The 18,466-nt window shown below is 32.4% G+C and carries 19 protein-coding genes and 1 rRNA gene; 18 read left to right on the top strand and 2 right to left on the bottom strand.

The features are described 5' to 3' along the window. Positions 1–25 precede the first annotated feature (25 nt). The 4 genes from BMX03_RS08665 to BMX03_RS11165 all read left to right on the top strand — a co-directional run bounded on the left by BMX03_RS08665 (position 26) and on the right by BMX03_RS11165 (position 2,432). Positions 26–610, top strand: coding sequence for a hypothetical protein (locus tag BMX03_RS08665; RefSeq protein WP_255361461.1), 585 nt, complete (start codon positions 26–28; stop codon positions 608–610). A 176-nt stretch (positions 611–786) separates the two neighbouring features. Continuing rightward, on the top strand, positions 787–1,062 hold the full coding sequence (locus tag BMX03_RS08660) for an OadG family protein (RefSeq protein ID WP_008539987.1): 276 nt from the start codon (positions 787–789) through the stop codon (positions 1,060–1,062). Positions 1,063–1,125: 63 nt separating this feature from the next. Next, complete coding sequence (locus BMX03_RS08655) at positions 1,126–2,244, top strand: sodium ion-translocating decarboxylase subunit beta (protein WP_008539988.1); 1,119 nt, start codon at positions 1,126–1,128, stop codon at positions 2,242–2,244. A gap of 23 nt (positions 2,245–2,267) precedes the next feature. After that, positions 2,268–2,432 carry a hypothetical protein gene (locus tag BMX03_RS11165; RefSeq protein WP_008539989.1) on the top strand — a complete coding sequence of 55 codons (165 nt, stop codon included), beginning with the start codon at positions 2,268–2,270 and terminating at the stop codon, positions 2,430–2,432. 117 nt (positions 2,433–2,549) lie between these two features. On the opposite strand, the gene BMX03_RS08650 is transcribed toward BMX03_RS11165, so the two are convergent. After that, positions 2,550–3,800, bottom strand: a complete 1,251-nt coding sequence (locus tag BMX03_RS08650) for a pyridoxal phosphate-dependent aminotransferase (RefSeq protein ID WP_008539990.1) — start codon at positions 3,798–3,800, stop codon at positions 2,550–2,552. A gap of 291 nt (positions 3,801–4,091) precedes the next feature. On the opposite strand from BMX03_RS08650, the gene lysA reads away from it, so the two are divergent. Beyond that, on the top strand, positions 4,092–5,354 hold the full coding sequence (gene lysA, locus BMX03_RS08645) for a diaminopimelate decarboxylase (RefSeq protein WP_008539991.1): 1,263 nt from the start codon (positions 4,092–4,094) through the stop codon (positions 5,352–5,354). 81 nt (positions 5,355–5,435) lie between these two features. Here lysA and clpX read toward each other — a convergent pair whose 3' ends face one another. Further along, positions 5,436–6,755, bottom strand: a complete 1,320-nt coding sequence (gene clpX / locus BMX03_RS08640) for an ATP-dependent Clp protease ATP-binding subunit ClpX (RefSeq protein WP_008539992.1) — start codon at positions 6,753–6,755, stop codon at positions 5,436–5,438. 218 nt (positions 6,756–6,973) lie between these two features. On the opposite strand from clpX, the gene rpmE reads away from it, so the two are divergent. The 13 genes from rpmE to BMX03_RS08575 form a co-directional block, all read left to right on the top strand. Next, positions 6,974–7,174, top strand: coding sequence for a 50S ribosomal protein L31 (rpmE, locus tag BMX03_RS08635; RefSeq protein ID WP_008539999.1), 201 nt, complete (start codon positions 6,974–6,976; stop codon positions 7,172–7,174). A gap of 101 nt (positions 7,175–7,275) precedes the next feature. Further along, positions 7,276–8,214, top strand: a complete 939-nt coding sequence (locus tag BMX03_RS08630) for a DUF1385 domain-containing protein (RefSeq protein ID WP_018999748.1) — start codon at positions 7,276–7,278, stop codon at positions 8,212–8,214. Positions 8,215–8,326: 112 nt separating this feature from the next. Continuing rightward, positions 8,327–9,394: a peptide chain release factor 1 gene (gene prfA / locus BMX03_RS08625; protein ID WP_008540005.1), complete on the top strand. Its 1,068-nt coding sequence runs from the start codon at positions 8,327–8,329 to the stop codon at positions 9,392–9,394. 1 nt (position 9,395) lies between these two features. After that, on the top strand, positions 9,396–10,277 hold the full coding sequence (gene prmC, locus BMX03_RS08620; protein ID WP_091694883.1) for a peptide chain release factor N(5)-glutamine methyltransferase: 882 nt from the start codon (positions 9,396–9,398) through the stop codon (positions 10,275–10,277). Then, the gene (locus tag BMX03_RS08615) at positions 10,262–11,299 is read left to right on the top strand and encodes an L-threonylcarbamoyladenylate synthase (protein ID WP_091694881.1); all 1,038 of its coding nucleotides are present in this window, start codon (positions 10,262–10,264) and stop codon (positions 11,297–11,299) included. The genes prmC and BMX03_RS08615 overlap by 16 nt, the downstream gene beginning before the upstream one ends. Positions 11,300–11,405: 106 nt before the next feature. Further along, positions 11,406–11,852, top strand: a complete 447-nt coding sequence (gene rpiB / locus BMX03_RS08610; protein WP_008540009.1) for a ribose 5-phosphate isomerase B — start codon at positions 11,406–11,408, stop codon at positions 11,850–11,852. Between the two features lie 66 nt (positions 11,853–11,918). Continuing rightward, positions 11,919–13,169, top strand: coding sequence for a serine hydroxymethyltransferase (glyA, locus tag BMX03_RS08605; protein WP_091694878.1), 1,251 nt, complete (start codon positions 11,919–11,921; stop codon positions 13,167–13,169). 18 nt (positions 13,170–13,187) lie between these two features. Then, positions 13,188–13,823 carry a uracil phosphoribosyltransferase gene (gene upp, locus BMX03_RS08600; protein WP_008540011.1) on the top strand — a complete coding sequence of 212 codons (636 nt, stop codon included), beginning with the start codon at positions 13,188–13,190 and terminating at the stop codon, positions 13,821–13,823. A gap of 13 nt (positions 13,824–13,836) precedes the next feature. Further along, positions 13,837–14,292 (top strand): deoxycytidylate deaminase, encoded by a 456-nt coding sequence (locus BMX03_RS08595; RefSeq protein ID WP_008540012.1) that lies wholly within the window; start codon positions 13,837–13,839, stop codon positions 14,290–14,292. 89 nt (positions 14,293–14,381) lie between these two features. Then, a complete protein-coding gene (locus tag BMX03_RS08590; RefSeq protein WP_008540013.1) occupies positions 14,382–15,410 on the top strand; it encodes a glycosyltransferase family 4 protein in 1,029 nt (342 codons plus the stop codon). A gap of 55 nt (positions 15,411–15,465) precedes the next feature. Further along, positions 15,466–16,626, top strand: coding sequence for a non-hydrolyzing UDP-N-acetylglucosamine 2-epimerase (gene wecB / locus BMX03_RS08585; RefSeq protein ID WP_008540014.1), 1,161 nt, complete (start codon positions 15,466–15,468; stop codon positions 16,624–16,626). Positions 16,627–16,691: 65 nt separating this feature from the next. Beyond that, entirely contained in the window at positions 16,692–17,822 is a 1,131-nt protein-coding gene (locus BMX03_RS08580) for a DUF362 domain-containing protein (RefSeq protein WP_075554714.1), read from the top strand. A gap of 455 nt (positions 17,823–18,277) precedes the next feature. Then, a 16S ribosomal RNA gene (locus tag BMX03_RS08575) occupies positions 18,278–18,466 on the top strand; the annotation flags it as partial.

Genomic DNA, 18,466 nt, shown 5'->3' with positions numbered 1-18,466 from the left:
ACCACCTGAGAAAAACAATTTTAAATTGAAAATATTGATGCAAGAAGTTGCAGATACATTTCAAATTTATAGTTATGAAAATGATGATTTAAAACGAAAAACAACGATTTATTATCATGAAGAAACAAAAGAATATAAACTGTTAGTAACTATTGGGCTTACGGAATTTTGTGCGATAGAGTATATTTCTGAAAGTCTTGATAAACTGGAAGTAATTCTAAAAGAGCGATTTGATAATCTATTAGGAGATATTTCTCATTTTAATAGAGAACATATAAGTTCTATTATTGAAGATAAAGCTATTATGGATTGGGAATATATTGATAATTTACCAAAAGAAATAGATGGTTTTAAATTATTTATCAATCCTAAAGAGCCCGTGAAGATAATAAATGGTTCATATATTATCATTGATTATTGTGACTTTAGTAAAGAAAGTAATTTTATTATTTATTACAATGTTTTTAGAGATGAATTTTTTGGTGAAGCACGTTTGCATCGTATACCAGAGGTAACGTATGAATATGATTGTTCAGAGTTAAAAGATTTAGAATCACTTTTAGCAAAGAACTTGCAAGCGACTTTGCATAAAATTCGTGAGCGTATATAAGAGATATCGAAGGGTATCTCTTTTTTTATGTATAACAAGATGTAATAGAAAACCAAAAATAATGTAATTGTTTTTCAATAAATTAAAAATTTTTGAAAATTTTTTTCGCCTTAGAAGGATTTAAAATTTTTATAAAGAATTAGTAATATATATAATTTCAGAAGGGTGGAATAAATATGGACGCACCAAATCCTGTATTAATTATGGTTATTAATATGACAATAGTATTTGTAGTATTGTACATTCTAGGCTTATTTATTAGGCTAATACATGTTATTGACCCTACAAGAATAAGAAAAGCTGAACCTAAAAAAGAAGAGGTAAAGCCAGTTGAGCAGGTTCAAGTCCCTAAAGATGATATGGCAGATAAAACTTTAGCAGCAATAATAGTTACTTCTTTAATGGCTTATGGATGTAAAGATTTTGAAATAAAATCAATAAGAAAATTATAGTATTATGCAATATAATCATAGAGCTATAAAGAAAGTATATAAAAGAATGGGAGGCATTATAATATGGATGCTTTTTTAGTGGCAATTCAATCTGTTTGGACAGATAGTGGATATGTAGCCTTGAACATGGGAAATATTACTATGATAGTAGTTGGACTTATTTTATTATATTTAGCAATTGGTAAAGGTTATGAACCTTTGCTTTTAACACCAATTGCATTTGGCTGTGTATTAGCAAATTTTCCAAATAATGGTTTCCACGAAGGTGTTATGTGGGCTATTGGTCAAGGTATTCAGATGGAAATTTTCCCACCACTTATCTTTTTAGGTGTAGGTGCAATGACTGATTTTGGACCACTTATTGCTAATCCTAATACATTGATGTTAGGAGCTGCTGCACAATTTGGTGTATTTGTGGCTTTAGGTGGAGCAATGTTACTTGGCTTTAATGTTCAAGAAGCAGCTTCCATTGGTATTATTGGTGGCGCTGATGGCCCTACAGCTATTTACTTAGCAACAAAATTGGCTCCAGATTTATTAGGTGCAATAGCAGTAGCGGCATATTCATATATGTCTTTAGTACCACTTATTCAACCACCTATTATGCGTTTATTTACAACTAAAGAAGAACGTGCTATAAAAATGGGTCAGTTAAGAGAAGTTACTAGATTTGAACGTATTGTATTCCCTATTATGGCTACAATCATTATAAGCTTATTATTACCACCTATCGCTTCTTTAATTGGTATGTTGATGCTTGGTAATTTATTCCGTGAATCTGGTGTTACAGATAGATTATCTGATACATCACAAAATGCACTTTGTAATATAGTTACTATTTTCTTAGCATTAGGTACAGGTCTTACAATGTCTGCTGATAAATTTTTGCGCTTACAGACTGTAGAAATTATTTTCTTAGGTTTAGTTGCATTTGCTGGCGGTACAGCAGCTGGTGTATTACTTGGTAAAGTAATGTGTAAATTAAGTGGTGGCAAAATTAATCCACTTATTGGCTCAGCAGGTGTATCCGCTGTGCCAATGGCAGCTCGTGTATCTCAAATTGAAGGTCAAAAAGCAAATCCTAGTAACTATTTATTAATGCATGCTATGGGTCCAAATGTTGCAGGGGTAATTGGTACAGCAGTGGCTGCAGGTACTATGCTTGCTATGTTCGGTGGCTGATAGAGATAAAGGAGTAATTGATAATGAAACAAAAAAGATATCATGTAATTGTAAGCGGTACAGAATTTTTTCTTGATGTAGAACAAATAGGTGGTACACAAGACGTTCCTATGATTGGTAGACAAGAAAATAATATAAGTTGGAATAGATATGGTAGAGAACATATTAATCCTTCACAGAAAAAATAGCTAATAATAAAATAAAAATATATATGCAATAAAAAAGGTAAGTTACTTAATATAATTAATAAAGTAACTTACCTTTTTTGTTTATATTTTTATATTTAATTAGAAGTGAAAATTTTATTATTTACCTTCAACAAAGTTTAAAGCATTTAATGTTTTTTGAGCAATACCATGCATTTTTTCAGCAGAGATAGAGCAAACTGCAATTCTTACACCGCGTTTTAATGGTACAGCGAAGATTAAATCGTCATGTAATTTATCGCAAACAGCAGCAGGATCGCTAGATGGAATGGATAAGAAGAAACCTGCTTTGTAAGGTAATGCTTTAAGACCGCAAGCTTTTGCTTCTTCCATGAAGATTGCACCACGTTGTTTGATAGTCTGATAAATAGCGTCGCGTTCTGCTTCAAATTGAGCAAGTAAAGTTTTATCTTGATCGATAGCAGCAAGTGTAGCCATAGCGCCACGGTTGATGTTAGACCATGTAGCACGGCTTGTATATTTGCAGACATTTAAAAATTCAGTAGTAAGTTCTTTGCTAGAAGAAAGACCAACCATAGCACCAGTACGTTGACCATAAAGTGTATAACCTTTAGACATACTGAAAGCGAAAATAGTGAAGATATTTTCAGGAAGATTGGAGAATTTTCTCATGAATTTGCGACATTCATTTTTTTCACCGGCATAGTCGATGTAAGCGATATCTACAAGTAAAGTGATTTTTTTATTGCCACCTTTAGCATGTTCTTTACAAACATCAAGAACTTTATCCCAATCTTCTTCAGATAAGCTATATCCTGTTGGATTATGTGCAGGAGTATTGATGATGATAAGTAAGGAGTCTTGGTCAGCTAAAAGAGTATTTACTTTATCTGTGAAGCTTTCGATATTATAGTTCATATTTTCATCGAAAAGTTCATATGTTTCTAATTTACGGCCAGCTTCTTGACATAAAACGTTATAAGTACCCCAATACCAATCAGAAGTTAAAACGCTATCGCCAATTTCAGAATAATTCCAAATGGTATTATGTATAGCACCAGTACCACCAGCAGTAGCAACAGCTTCAAGGTATCCGTCTGGTTTATTATCAGCAAATGTAAGATTTTTTACAGCTTCAAGATATGCAGGAAGACCAATGATAGGAGCATAAGCAGCAAGTTCATTTGTAGGTAAGGAGCGAAGAACTTTTTCTACTGTAGGAATGCAAATAAGTTTGCCTTCGTCGTCCATAATAGCACCAATTGTACCATTAGTTACTTTGTTTGCTCCATATTTTTGAATAGCTTCATTGCAAGCAGCACTTGCACCAAAAATGACATCTTTCAAAACTTTTCCTGTACTATGAGATGCAACCATACTAAAACTCATATGTAAATTCCTCCTAAATATAAAAGACAAAATTTATTTGATTAATAACACTGTTAACTGGGAACTCTTATGATTATACTACAAATTGTAAATTTTTTTTATATATATCCATCATGTATACATGTATATTTTTTTATTCATTATGTTTTAAGTTAGTGGATTTATTCTAATTATAAATTGACTAAAGTTCTCAATAAATGTTATAATCAGCTTATTATCTGTTAACATGTAACAATTTTAAAACACAGATATAAAGATTATGTAATAAATATAAAATCAGGAGGCAAATAAATGGCAATTAAAAAATTTCCTATTTCTCAAGAAAGATTAGAAGAAATTATAAAAGAATATCCTACACCTTTCCATATTTATGACGAAAAAGCAATTCGAGCAAATCTTCGCCGTTTTAAGAAGGCTTTTGATTGGGCTCCTGAATTTAGAGAATATTTTGCAGTAAAAGCAACACCAAATCCTCGTATTTTACAGATTATGCAAGAAGAAGGAGCAGGTGCAGACTGTTCTTCTTTACCAGAATTATTACTTGCAGATGCGTCAGGTATTCATGGTGAAAAAATAATGCTCACTTCTAATGATACTCCAGCAGATGAGTTTCAAAAAGCTATTGAATTAGGTGCTATTATCAATTTAGATGATATTACACATATTGAATATTTAGAGAAAAATGCTGGTATGCCACAAGTTATGTCTTTTAGATATAATCCTGGTAACTTAATTGAAGGTAATGATATCATTGGTAAACCAGAAGAAGCTAAATATGGTTTGACTAAAGAACAGATGCTTGAAGCTTATAAAATAGCTATGGATAAAGGTGTTAAACGTTTTGGTCTTCATACAATGGTAATTTCCAATGAAACTAGACTTGAAGGTTTATTATTAAATGCTAAAATTGTTTTTGATTTAGCTGCTGAAATCGCAACTAAATTAGGTATCAAATTTGAATTCATTAATTTAGGTGGCGGTATTGGTATTCCTTATCGTCCTGAAGATAATGCTGTAGATTTAGAAGCATTAGGTGAAGGCGTGCATAAATTATATGATGAAATTTTAGTGCCAGCAGGTCTTACTACTACTGCTATTGCTTATGAATCAGGTCGTGCGATAACAGGCCCTTATGGTTATCTTGTATCTACTGTATTGCATCAGAAAAACACTTATAAAAATTATATTGGCTTAGATTCTTGCATGGCAAATTTAATGCGTCCAGCTCTTTATGGTTCTTATCATCATATCGTTGTTGTTGGTAAAGAAAATGAACCTTGTGATCATGTATATGATGTAACTGGTTCTTTATGTGAAAACAATGATAAATTTGCTATTGATCGTAAATTACCTAAGATTGATATTGGTGATCGTATTGTTATGTTTGATACAGGTGCACATGGTCATGCAATGGGCTTCAACTATAATGGTAAATTGCGCAGTGCAGAATTGTTATTACATGAAGATGGTTCTGTAGAATTAATTCGTCGTGCAGAAACAATTGAAGATTATTTTGCTACATTATATTATGATGGTTCCGTTTTAAAAAAATAATAGATAATAAATAAGTAAGATAAAAATTAAACCTCGTTAAAAGTTATCAGAAAGCTTTTAACGAGGTTTTATTATATAAATTTATTCGGATTTTGTTTGTGTATCGTTTGTAGATATTGGCTCTATTTTAGGTTGAGTGTGGTTTTCAATACAATCTTTAGTGATGATAACTTTTCTTGGTTCATCAGATTGAGGAATTTCATACATTATATCAAGCATAACATCTTCTAAGATACCACGAAGACTTCTAGCACCAGTTTTGCGTTCGATAGCTTTTTTAGCTACAGCTAAGAGTGCATCATGTTCAAATTCTAATTTTACTTTATCCATAGCTAATAATTCTTGATATTGGCGCACAGGTGCATTTTTTGGTTCAGTTAAGATTTTTAATAAATCATCTTCAGTGAGTTCTTCAAGTGTGCAGATAACAGGTAAACGACCGATAATTTCTGGAATGATACCGAATTTTATCAAATCTTCTGGGCGAACTTTATGGATTAAATCATTAAATACTGGTTTATCATTTTTAGTTTTAACATTTGCTCCAAAACCAATACCACTGTTATCTGTTTTTAAACGTTTGGCGATGATTTCTTCAATGCCAACGAATGCACCGCCAACAATAAATAATATATTAGTAGTATCTACTTTAATAGTAGGTGCTTCTGGATGTTTACGTTGTCCTTGAGCTGTAAATTCAACAACGCCACCTTCCATCATTTTTAAAAGACCTTGTTGTACACCTTCATGACCAGGGTCTGCTGTGATAGAGTTATTAGCACCAGATTTACGAGCAATTTTGTCAAATTCATCAAGATAGATTATACCATGTTCAGCTTTTTCAATATTTTTGTCGGCAGCATAGTAAAGATTTCTTACAGCAACTTCAACGTCAGAACCAACAAAACCTGCTTCTGTGAGACTAGAAGCATCAGTTACAGCAAATGGAATATCTAAGAGTTTAGATAAATGTTGAAGCATAGCTGTTTTACCACAACCAGAAGGACCAAGCATAATTACATTAGATTTTTCAATATTCATATCGCGTTTATCATGAGTATAACCATATTTCATGCGTTTATAGTGGTTATATACAGCAACAGATAATATTTTTTTAGCGCGGTCTTGGTTGATGATATATTGATCTAAGAATTCTTTGATGACATGAGGTTTATTTTTAGCTAAGATATCATCAAGACTATTTACGAATTTGCGATTTTGAGATTTTTCATCACGTTTATCATGTTCAACAATATATCCATAAATATCTTTGATACAATTTTTACAGATAGCAAAACCTGTTTGAGGGTCATAAATAGGCATATCATATTGGGAACGTATAGTTATATTGCGTTTACAAAAACTACATACATGTTGTAAATCATTATTATTTTTCTTCATAAAAAACTTATCCCTTCTCTATTATCAAATAAAAACATTATATCAGATTTTATAATTAACTTATTTTATTATAAGTATTTACAACGATATTTGCAATTACTATTGATTGTTGATAAAAAATATTGTAAACTAATGTAGTTCGTATAACTAAAGCTTGCAAGTATGTCAAGTCTGTGATATAATCAATCAGTAAATGTCAGAGAGTGAGGTGCGACAGAATGAAACAAGGAATCCATCCTGATTATAAAGAAACTACAGTTATCTGTGGTTGTGGCAATACTTTTAAAACTGGCTCTGTTAAAGGTGAATTACGTGTAGACGTTTGCTCCAAATGTCATCCATTCTTCACTGGTCGTCAACGCGACATGGCAGCTGGTGGACGTATTGAAAAATTCAACAAACGTTATGGCAAAAAATAAAAATACGAATGCTAAGCAGAGCAGAAATGCTCTGCTTCATTTATATTTAAAAATAAATATTAATTATAGATTTATAATTAAATAAGGTAGGTGGATTTTAAGTGTCAGAAAAATTAATGGTAGGTGGACAAGCTGTAATTGAAGGTGTAATGATGCGTGGACCTAAAAAAGTGGCAACAGCAGTAAGAGAACCTTCTGGCGTAATTACAGTTGATGTAAAACCAATAAATTCTCTAGCAGAAAAATATCCTATATTTAAAAAGCCATTTTTCCGTGGCATATTATCCTTAGGTGAGTCATTAGTTATGGGGCTTAAATCCTTAACTTATTCAGCACAGATGGCAGGAGAGGAAGAAGCAGATAAGCTTACAAATAAAGATATTGCAATTACTATGGCTATATCTTTATGTGCAGCTATTTTATTATTTGTAGTAATTCCTACAGCTTCTGTTAATTTGATTACTACGGATAGTCATGTGGTTATGAATTTATGGGAAGGATTAGTCCGCATGATTGTTTTCTTCTTATATATATATGGTATATCGAGAGCTAAAGATATTCAAAGAGTATTTCAATATCATGGCGCTGAACATAAAACAATTCATGCTTATGAAGCTGGCGTTGAATTGATACCAGAAAATGTACAGAAATTTTCTCGATTACATCCACGTTGTGGAACATCATTTTTATTAATTGTTATGATTGTCAGCATTTTTATGTTTTCTTTCTTAGGTTGGCCAAGCCTTTGGGAACGTATTATTTCTAGGGTTTTATTATTACCAGTAGTAGCGGGTATATCTTATGAATTAATTCGTTTTGCTGGTCGTTCTAAAAATAAAATAGTACATGCTATTTCTTTGCCAGGTTTGTGGTTACAGTATCTAACAACTAGAGAACCTGACGATTCAATGATAGAAGTTGCTGTAAAATCTCTAAAGGCTGCTATTGAAGTAGAAGAAACAGCAAAAGTAGAAACTAAAAATGATGATACTATAGATAAACAAGATTTAAATGATTTGAAAGTAAATGCTAGTATTTGATATAGTATTTTATTATAGAAATAAATAAATGTGTAAATTAAAATTAGCGGAAGGTTTTTATTAGCCTACCGCTAATCTTTTAGTTGAATAAAATTAATGAGGTGGAAAGGCATTGTTAGATAAGTTACAAGCAGTTGAAGATAAGTATTTAGAATTGGAATCTTTGATTAGTGACCCAGATATTATTGCAGATATGCCAAAATGGCAAAAATATAATCAAGAACATGCTGCACTTACTGAACTTGTGGATAAATTCCGTGAATACAAAAAAATATGCAAAACAATAGATGAAGATAAAGCTATGTTTGATGAAGATATAGATGATGATATGAGACATATGCTTGAAGATGAAGTAAAAGAATTATCTGCACGTAAAGAAGTATTAGAAGGCGAGTTTCCTATTTTATTATTGCCAAAAGATCCAAATGATAGTAAAAACGTTATCATGGAAATTCGTGGTGGTGTAGGTGGCGAAGAGGCTGCTCTTTTTGCTGGTGATTTATTCAGAATGTATTCTCGTTATGCAGAAATGCAGGGCTGGAAAGTTGAAATGCTTGATGCAAATCCTACAGAACTTGGCGGATTTAAAGAAGTATCTTTCTGTATCAATGGTTATGGTGCTTACAGTAAATTAAAATATGAAAGTGGTACTCATCGTGTACAGCGTGTACCACAGACTGAATCTTCTGGACGTGTGCATACTTCAGCCGTTACAGTAGCAGTTTTACCAGAAGTTGAAGATGTAGAAGTAGATATTAAAGCAAATGAATTGCGTATTGATACTTACTGTGCTAGTGGTGCTGGCGGTCAGTATGTAAACAGAACAGAAACAGCCGTACGTATTACTCATATTCCAACAGGTATCGTAGTACAATGTCAAGATGAAAAATCTCAGCTTAAAAATAAAGAAAAAGCGATGAGAGTACTTCGTGCAAAAGTACAAGAACAAGCTCAACAAGCACAAAATAATGAAATCGCAGCAGATAGAAAATCTCAAGTAGGTTCAGGCGATAGAAGTGAACGTATCCGCACATACAACTTCCCTCAAGGTCGTGTAACAGACCACCGCATTGGACTTACACTTCATAAATTAGATTTTGTTTTAAATGGTGAAATTGATGAAATCATCAATGCACTTATAACTGCTGATCAAACTGAAAGATTAAAACAGGTAAAATAATATGGAAAAATCAAGAGATGTATGGACTATAAGTTATTTGTTGAATTGGACAATTAATTATTTTAAATCAAAGGGTATAGAGTCTGCTCGTCTTGATGCTGAAGTGCTTCTGTCTCATGTTTTGGGACAGAAGCGAATTTATTTGTATGTGCATTTTGATGAGCCTATGGAAGCAAAAGAATTGGCAAAATTTCGTGAATATGTAGCAAAAAGAGCTCGCCATATACCTGTAGCTTATATTTTAGGTCAGAGAGAATTTATGGGACTTGATTTTAAAGTTACAAAAGATACTTTGATACCTAGACCTGATACTGAAATTTTAGTAGAAAATACTATAGCTAAAGTAAATGAAAATTTTGGTGATAAACAAAGTTATGATATTGTAGATATTGGTACAGGAAGTGGAGCAATTATTTTATCTTTGCTTAAAAATTTACCTAAAGCAAGAGGTTTTACAGTGGATATTTCTGCTAATGCTGTAGCTGTAGCTAAAGAAAATGCTCAGAATTTGCAAGTAGATGATAGATGTGAATTTTTTGTAGGCGATTTATTTGAGCCAGTAAAAGATAAAGTTTTTGACGTGATTGTATCTAATCCGCCATATATTCCGCAAAAGGATATAGCAACTTTAGAAATTGATGTTAAAGATTATGAACCATTATTGGCACTTACAGATAATAAAGATGGGTTGAGCTTTTATCAAAGATTATTTACTCAAGGCATGAAATATTTAAAAAATGGTGGTTTTATGGCTGTGGAAATAGGCGTTTATCAAGCTGAACCTGTGAAACAGATGGCAATAGATAATGGTTGGCAAAATATAGAAATCATCAAGGATTATGCAGGTATTGACAGGGTGGTATTGGCATGGAAACAGAATTAATAAAAATAAATTCAATAGATGATGAAGCTTTAAAAAGAGCTGGGCAATGTATAAAAGATGGTGGTTTAGTAGCCTTTCCAACAGAAACAGTATATGGATTAGGCGGAGATGGTTTAAATGAAGTAGCATCAAAAAATATATATTTGGCTAAAGGAAGACCATCAGATAATCCTTTAATTTTGCATATCAATGACCAAAAAATGTTAGGCCGCATTGTGAGTGAAGTAACACCAATGGCAAAAAAGATAATGACTGCTTTTTGCCCAGGCCCTATCACGATTATTTTACCGAAAAGCAATATCGTACCAAAAGCAGTAACTGGTGGTCTTGATACTATAGCAGTACGTATGCCAGATAATGACATAGCCAGAGCTTTGATTAAATATGCTGATACACCAATAGCAGCACCAAGTGCCAATATTTCAGGTAGACCAAGTCCAACAACAGCACAAGCTGTTTATAAGGATTTACAAAGTAGAATAGATATGGTTTTAGATGGGGGAGCTTGCCAATTTGGTGTAGAGTCTACAATTGTAGATTGTACAGAAGATGTTCCTATCATTTTACGACCAGGAGCTATTACTAAAGAAATGTTAGAAGAAATTTTCCCTGTAGTGAAAATTGATAAAGCTATTGTTGGAGCTAATGTAGTACCAAAAGCTCCAGGCATGAAATATAAACATTATGCACCTAAAGTGGATATGATTTTAGTTGAAGGTGATAACGAAAAGATGTCATCATCAATAAAAGAGATTTTGCATAAGTATGAAAATGAAGGAAAAAAAGTTGGCTTACTTGTAAGCGATGAAGTGGCTAATGAATTAAATCATCAAAATACTTTTTCCTATGGTAGCCAAGAAAATTTAGCGCAAATAGCTAGTGAAATATATGAAGGTTTGCGCTATTTTGATGATAAAGATGTGGATATAATTTTAGCACAAGGTACAACAGATAAAGGCATAGGGCTTGCTATTATGAATAGGCTCCATAAGGCTAGTGGCTTTAATAGTATTTTTATTTAATCCTTTGATTAACTTTTGTATTATGATAAAATAATCATAGTATGAAATAATTGAGCTTTAGCTATTAAAGCTATAAGGAGGGAAAGACTGGATACAGTCGATTAAGATGAAATTAATTATTGGTAGTGACCACGGTGCTGTGGATTTAAAAGAAGAAGTAAAAAGAGTATTAAAAGAAGAATTTGCTGAAGTAGAAGTAGAAGATGTAGGAACTTTTGGCACAGAATCTGTAGATTATCCAGATATCGCTGAAAAAGTTTGTACACCAGTAGCTAATGGCGAAGCTGATAGAGGTATTGTACTTTGTGGTACAGGTATTGGTATTTCTATTGCTGCAAACAAAATCAAAGGTATTAGAGCTGCTCTTTGCCATGAAACATATACAGCAAAAATGTCTCGTGAACATAATAATGCTAATGTTTTAGCAATGGGTGGACGTACAACTGGTTTTGAAATTGCAGATGAAATCGTGCGTACATGGATGAAAACTGAATTTGCTGGCGGTCGTCATGAACGTCGTGTAAATAAAATCATGGCTTTAGAAGCAAAATAATAAAATCAATCTCTAAAATTAATTATTATAAATAATTAATAACCCTTTAGGTGGAGGAATAATTATATGGATTTATTGAAAAATTTAGATGTTGTTGATACAGAAATACAAGAAGCCATCAACAAAGAACTTTCTCGTCAACGTGATAAATTGGAAATGATTGCTTCAGAAAATATTGTAAGTAAAGCTGTTATGCAAGCACAAGGTAGTGTACTTACAAATAAATATGCAGAAGGTTATCCAGGTAAGCGTTATTATGGCGGTTGTGAATATGTTGATGTTGTAGAACAATTAGCAATTGACCGTGCTAAAAAATTATTTGGTGCAGAATATGCAAATGTACAACCACATTCCGGAGCACAAGCAAATACAGCAGTATATTTTGCTTTGCTACAGCCAGGAGATACTATTTTAGGTATGAACCTTACAGATGGTGGTCATTTAACACATGGTAGCCCTGTAAATATTTCTGGTAAATATTTTAAAATTATTCCTTATGGTGTAGATAAAGAAACTGAACGCATCGATTATGATGAATTAGAAAGATTAGCAAAAGAACATCAACCCAAATTAATCGTTGGTGGAGCTAGTGCTTATTCTAGAGTTATCGATTTTGAACGCATGGCACAGATTGCAAAATCTGTGGGTGCATATTTCATGGTTGATATGGCACATATTGCAGGTTTAGTAGCAGCAGGATTTCATCCAAGTCCAGTGCCATATGCAGATGTAGTAACAACAACTACACATAAAACACTTAGAGGACCTCGTGGTGGTTTAATCCTCTGTCGTGATGCAGAATTTGGCAAACAATTTAATAAAGCTATTTTCCCTGGTATTCAAGGTGGCCCATTGATGCATGTAATAGCAGCAAAAGCAGTAGCATTTAAAGAAGCTTTAAGTGATGAATTTAAAGTTTATCAGCAACAAGTTTTAGATAATGCAAAAGCCTTAGCAGATGAACTTGTGAAAAAAGGATTTAGAATTGTATCAGGTGGTACAGATAATCATTTAATGCTTGTAGATTTGCGCTCTAAAAATATCACAGGAAAAGAAGCTCAATTCTTATTAGATGAAATAGGTATCACAGCAAATAGAAATACAATTCCATTTGAACCATTGAGTCCATTTGTAACAAGTGGTATTCGTCTAGGAACACCAGCACTTACAACTAGAGGATTAAAAGAAGAAGATATTCGTGAAGTAGCAGATATCATTGCTGATGTCATCGAAAATCGCGAAGATAGTGCTGTTATTGAAACAACAAAAGCAAAAGTTCAAGCTATTTGTAAGAAATTCCCATTATATGAAGAATAAGAAAAATAAGAGGATATTATGTCAGATTTAAAAGTAAATATTATAAAACATCCATTAATTCAACATAAGTTGACTTTAATGCGTAAAAAAGAAACAGGTGCAAAAGATTTTCGTCAATTATTAGATGAAATTTCTATGTTAATGGCTTATGAAGTAACAAGAGATTTCCCAACAAAAGATATAGAAATAGAAACTCCTGTGGCAAAATGTGTAGCAAAAACATTAGCAGGAAAAAAAGTGGCAGTAGTTCCTATTTTACGTGCAGGTCTTGGCATGGTTAATGGTATTATTAATTTAATACCAGCTGCGAAAATTGGTCATATTGGTCTATATCGTGATGAAAAAACATTAGAGCCAGTTGAATATTTTTGTAAAATGCCAAAAGATATTGATGAACGTTTATTATTAGTAGTAGATCCTATGCTTGCTACTGGTGGTTCAGCAATAGAAGCTGTAGAAATGCTAAAAAAACGTGGAGCAAAATCCATGATTTTCATGTGTTTATTATCTGCTCCAGAAGGTATAAAGGCATTTAATGAAAGACATCCAGACATCCCAGTTTACACAGCTTGTGTAGATGATCATTTGAACGAACATGGATATATTGTTCCAGGTATTGGTGATGCTGGCGATAGAATTTTTGGTACTATTTAAGAGGTTTTTATAAATGACAAAACAAGTTCGTCCTGATTGGACCACATATTTTTTAGATATTGCCACAGCAGTGGGCAAACGTTCCACATGTTTAAGACGCAAATATGGTGCAATTATTGTAAAAGATAAAATCATTATTTCCACTGGTTATAATGGCGCACCAAGAGGCGAAGTAAACTGTATAGATACTGGTAATTGTGAACGTGAAAAATATAATGTTCCGAAAGGACAGCGTTATGAGCTTTGTGTAGCAGTTCATGCTGAACAAAATGCAGTTATTGCAGCTGACCCTGTAAAGATGAAGGGAGCAACTATTTATATAGTAGGTTATAATGCTGATGGTACATTAGCATCTGGTAAACCTTGCTTACTTTGTCGTAGAATGTTAAAAAATGCTATGATTGCAAAAGTTGTATATTTAGAAACAGATGGTTCCATTATTGAGGTAGCTCCTAGTGAAATACAATGATAAATAAGCAAAATAGGCTTGATTATTTATTGACAATCAAATTATTAGTGAGTTATAATCTGTGTTAATGGAAAAGGAGTGCGAATGTAATGCCTAGTTATTTTTTAGCATTTATTACAGCATTAATAGCTGTATATGCCCTAACACCGTTAGTTATAAAATTTGCAGTTAAAACAGGTGCCATGGATAAGCCAGACCCAAGAAAAGTTCATAAAAAACCTATTCCTCGTTTAGGAGGACTTGCGATTTATTTGGCTTTCATGATAGCAGTTTGTAGTATGCTTGATTTTAGCAAAGAAATTGTAGGTTTATTATTAGGTGGAACTTTCATTGTAATTGTAGGTATAATAGACGATTTCATCAGTCTTCCTGCAAAAGTGAAGTTATTAGGACAGATTTTGGCTGCATGTATTTTAGTGGCATTTGATATTAGAATTGATTTTATTACAGACCCATTTGGTGATTTTATCTTTTTGGAATATTTAGCAATTCCAGTTACTATTTTTTGGATAGTTGGAATTACTAATACAGTTAATTTGATTGATGGTTTAGATGGTTTAGCAGCTGGGGTATCAACAATTGCGACTGTTACTATACTTTTAGTAGCTTTGCAAAGTGGTGATTTACCAGTAGTATTTTTAACAGCAGCCTTAGCAGGTTCATCTTTAGGATTTTTGCATTATAATTTTAATCCAGCAAGAATTTTCATGGGAGATACAGGCAGTATGTTCTTAGGATATATGTTTGCAGCTATCTCTGTTATAGGTGCTGTAAAGAGTGCTGCTACTATAGCGCTTATTGTACCGATATTAGCTTTAGGACTACCAATATTAGATACTACTTTTGCGATTGTACGTCGTTACCGTGGAGGAGTTCCTATATTTAAGCCAGATAAAGGACATTTACATCATCGTTTATTGGCAATGGGCTTTTCCCAAAGACAGGCTGTACTCTTAATGTATGTTTTCAGTGCATTCTTAGGTTTAGCGGCGATTGCCTTAACTGAAGTAAGTACTAGTGTAGCTGTTATGATTGTTGTATTTGTAGCTGTAATAATCCTATTTGGTGCTAAAAAAATAGGTATTTTCAGTATGAAAAATAATGCAGGAACACATTAGTTATTAAAGAAAAGGCAGGGAAAACCTGCCTTTTTTGTATATATGAGGTATAAATATGAAGAAAATTAAAGTAATGACAGTTTTTGGTACACGACCAGAAGCAATTAAAATGGCACCTGTGGTGTTGGAATTGAAAAAATATCCTGATTTAATCACACCAATAGTTGCAGTAACAGCTCAACATCGTGATATGTTGGACCAAGTTTTGAATTTATTTAATATTAAGCCAGATTACGATTTAAATATCATGGCACAAGGTCAAACTTTGTTTGATATTACAACTAAAGCTATGAATGGCTTAAATGAAGTATTATCTAAAGAAAAACCTGATATAGTATTAGTTCATGGTGATACAACTACTACTTTTGCAGGTGCATTAGCAGCTTATTATCATGAAACAGCAGTAGGTCATGTAGAAGCTGGTTTGCGCACATATAATAAATACTCACCATTCCCAGAAGAAATGAACCGCAAATTAACAGGTGCAATAGCAGATCTTCATTTTGCTCCTACTGATACAGCTAGTGGTAATTTGAAAGCTGAAGGAACAAAAGAAGATAAAATTTTCGTAACAGGAAATACAGTTATTGACGCATTGCATAAGACAGTAACAGATGATTTTAAATTTGATGATGAAAAATTAGCAAATATAGATTATGAAAATAAACGTATCATTTTGGTAACAACTCATCGTCGTGAAAATTTAGGCGAACCAATGCGTCATGTATATAAAGCTTTAAAAGATATAGTCAATGAATTTGATGATGTAGAAATTGTATTCCCAGTGCATAAAAATCCAAAAGTTCGTGAAGTGGTTAATGAAGAATTGGGCAATATCAAAGCTGTACATTTAATTGATCCATTAGATTATGAACCATTTGCTAATTTAATGCATAGAGCATTTTTGGTATTGACTGATTCAGGCGGAATTCAAGAAGAAGCTCCATCTTTAGGAAAACCTGTATTAGTTCTTCGTGATACAACAGAACGACCTGAAGCAGTTAAAGCAGGTACTGTAAAATTAATTGGTACAGAACGTCAAAAAGTATATGAAGAAACAAAATATTTATTGACTGATCATGATGAATATCAACGTATGGCAAATACATGTAATCCATATGGTGATGGTAAAGCTTCTAAACGAATTATTGAAGCTATTTTATATCATTATGGTTTATCACAAGAAAAACCAGATAGTTTTATTGCTGGTAAATAATATGAAAATGCCAAGACTTATTTATTGAGTTTTGGCATTTTTATTAATGAAAGGAATTATAAGTAATGAAAGTATCAGTAGTAAAAGCTGATAATTATAATATCGAAATTGTAGATAAGGCTGTAAATGACGCAGTAAATTTAATTGGAGGTTGGCAAAATTTTATAAAAAAAGGTGACAAAGTCTTAATAAAACCTAATATGTTGACGAATGTAACACCTGAAAAAGCAGTAACAACTCATCCAGAAGTAGTAAGAGCTGTTATAAAAGCAGTAAAAAATATGGGAGCTTTACCAGCTGTTGGCGATTCACCAGGAATTAGCAATTTAAAATCTACAGCAAAAAGAACAGGTATATTAAGAATTTGTGAAGAGGAAAACGTTCCATTTGTATATTTTAAACAAAGTAAAGCTTACAATTATATGGAAGGTAGATTTATCAAACAATTTGAGTTGGTAGATTGTTTATCTGATTTTGACAAAATCATTTCAGTAGCAAAGATGAAAACTCATGTTTTTATGGGAGTTACAGGAGCTGTTAAAAATCTTTTTGGCTGTATAGTAGGTACAGATAAAGCTAGATTTCACTTAAGAATGCAAAAACATATAGATTTTGCCCATGTGATGGTAGATTTATATCAAACAATAAAACCGACATTGAATATTATTGATGGTATAACAGCTATGGAAGGTCAAGGTCCTATGAGTGGTGATGTTGTAGATGCTAAAATCATTATCGCAAGTAGTGACGGTTTTGCTGCTGATTTAATTATGGCAGATAAGATGGGTCTTGACGCAGAAGCAATGCCAATTGCTGCAGCTGGTATTGAAGAAAAAAGAATTGTTCGTTTAAAAGATATAAAAGTTGTTGGTGATGGAAAAGATGAGCAATTTCATTTCGCAAAGCCACATACATATAAATCTATGCAAGATACATATGTACCAAAATTTATTTTAAAATTGGGGCAAAATCAGTTAACATCTAAACCTGTAATAAATAAAAATTGTGTAGCTTGTGGTAGATGTAGTCATCATTGTCCACCAAAAGCAATAACTATAATAGATAAAAAAGTAAATATTGATTATCAAAAGTGTATAAGATGTTATTGTTGTCAAGAATTATGTCCACACCAAGCTGTAGATTTAAAAGATGGTTTGATTTTATCTTTATTGAAATATATAGGTATATATAAGTAAAAATAATGAAGAAAAATAAAAGGATAGTAACTTATAAAAGTGGCTATTCTTTTATTGTTTTTAACCCTTAATATATTGATATATATGGGTTTTCAAACTTTTTTTATATTTTTATAAAAAAGTTTGAAAAAAGTTATTGACAAGTTTTATGTATATGATATATAATAATCAACGTTGCTGATGAGCAACAAACAAAATAAAGAGTTTTAAAAACAGCAAAACAAACAAAATAAAAAAGTTTGAAAAAGTTGTTGACAAAACAAAAAACATAAGATATAATTTTAAAAGTCAGCTCGAGAGAGTTGGAAAAACAGAAATGTTCTTTGAAAACTAAACAATGCACAATATGTTTTCTAACATAAACGAATGTGCGGTATCTGCTTTATAGCAGATTACCTAATAAATTCTTTTTAAACAGATAATTAAAGAGCCAATCGGTTCTTCGAAAAATAATTTTTTTGGAGAGTTTGATCCTGGCTCAGGACGAACGCTGGCGGCGTGCTTAACACATGCAAGTCGAACGGGGTGTTTATTTCGGTAAACACCAAGTGGCGAACGGGTGAGTAACGCGTAAGCAATCTACCTTCAAGATGGGGACAACACTTCGAAAGGGGTGCTAATACCGAATGAATGTAAGAGTATCG

It is taken from the genome of Megamonas sp. Calf98-2 (assembly GCF_900110235.1).
GTDB lineage: Bacteria > Bacillota > Negativicutes > Selenomonadales > Selenomonadaceae > Megamonas > Megamonas funiformis.
The sequence above is the reverse complement of the archived record's forward strand: the minus strand, read 5'-3'. Positions and strand labels throughout refer to the sequence as shown.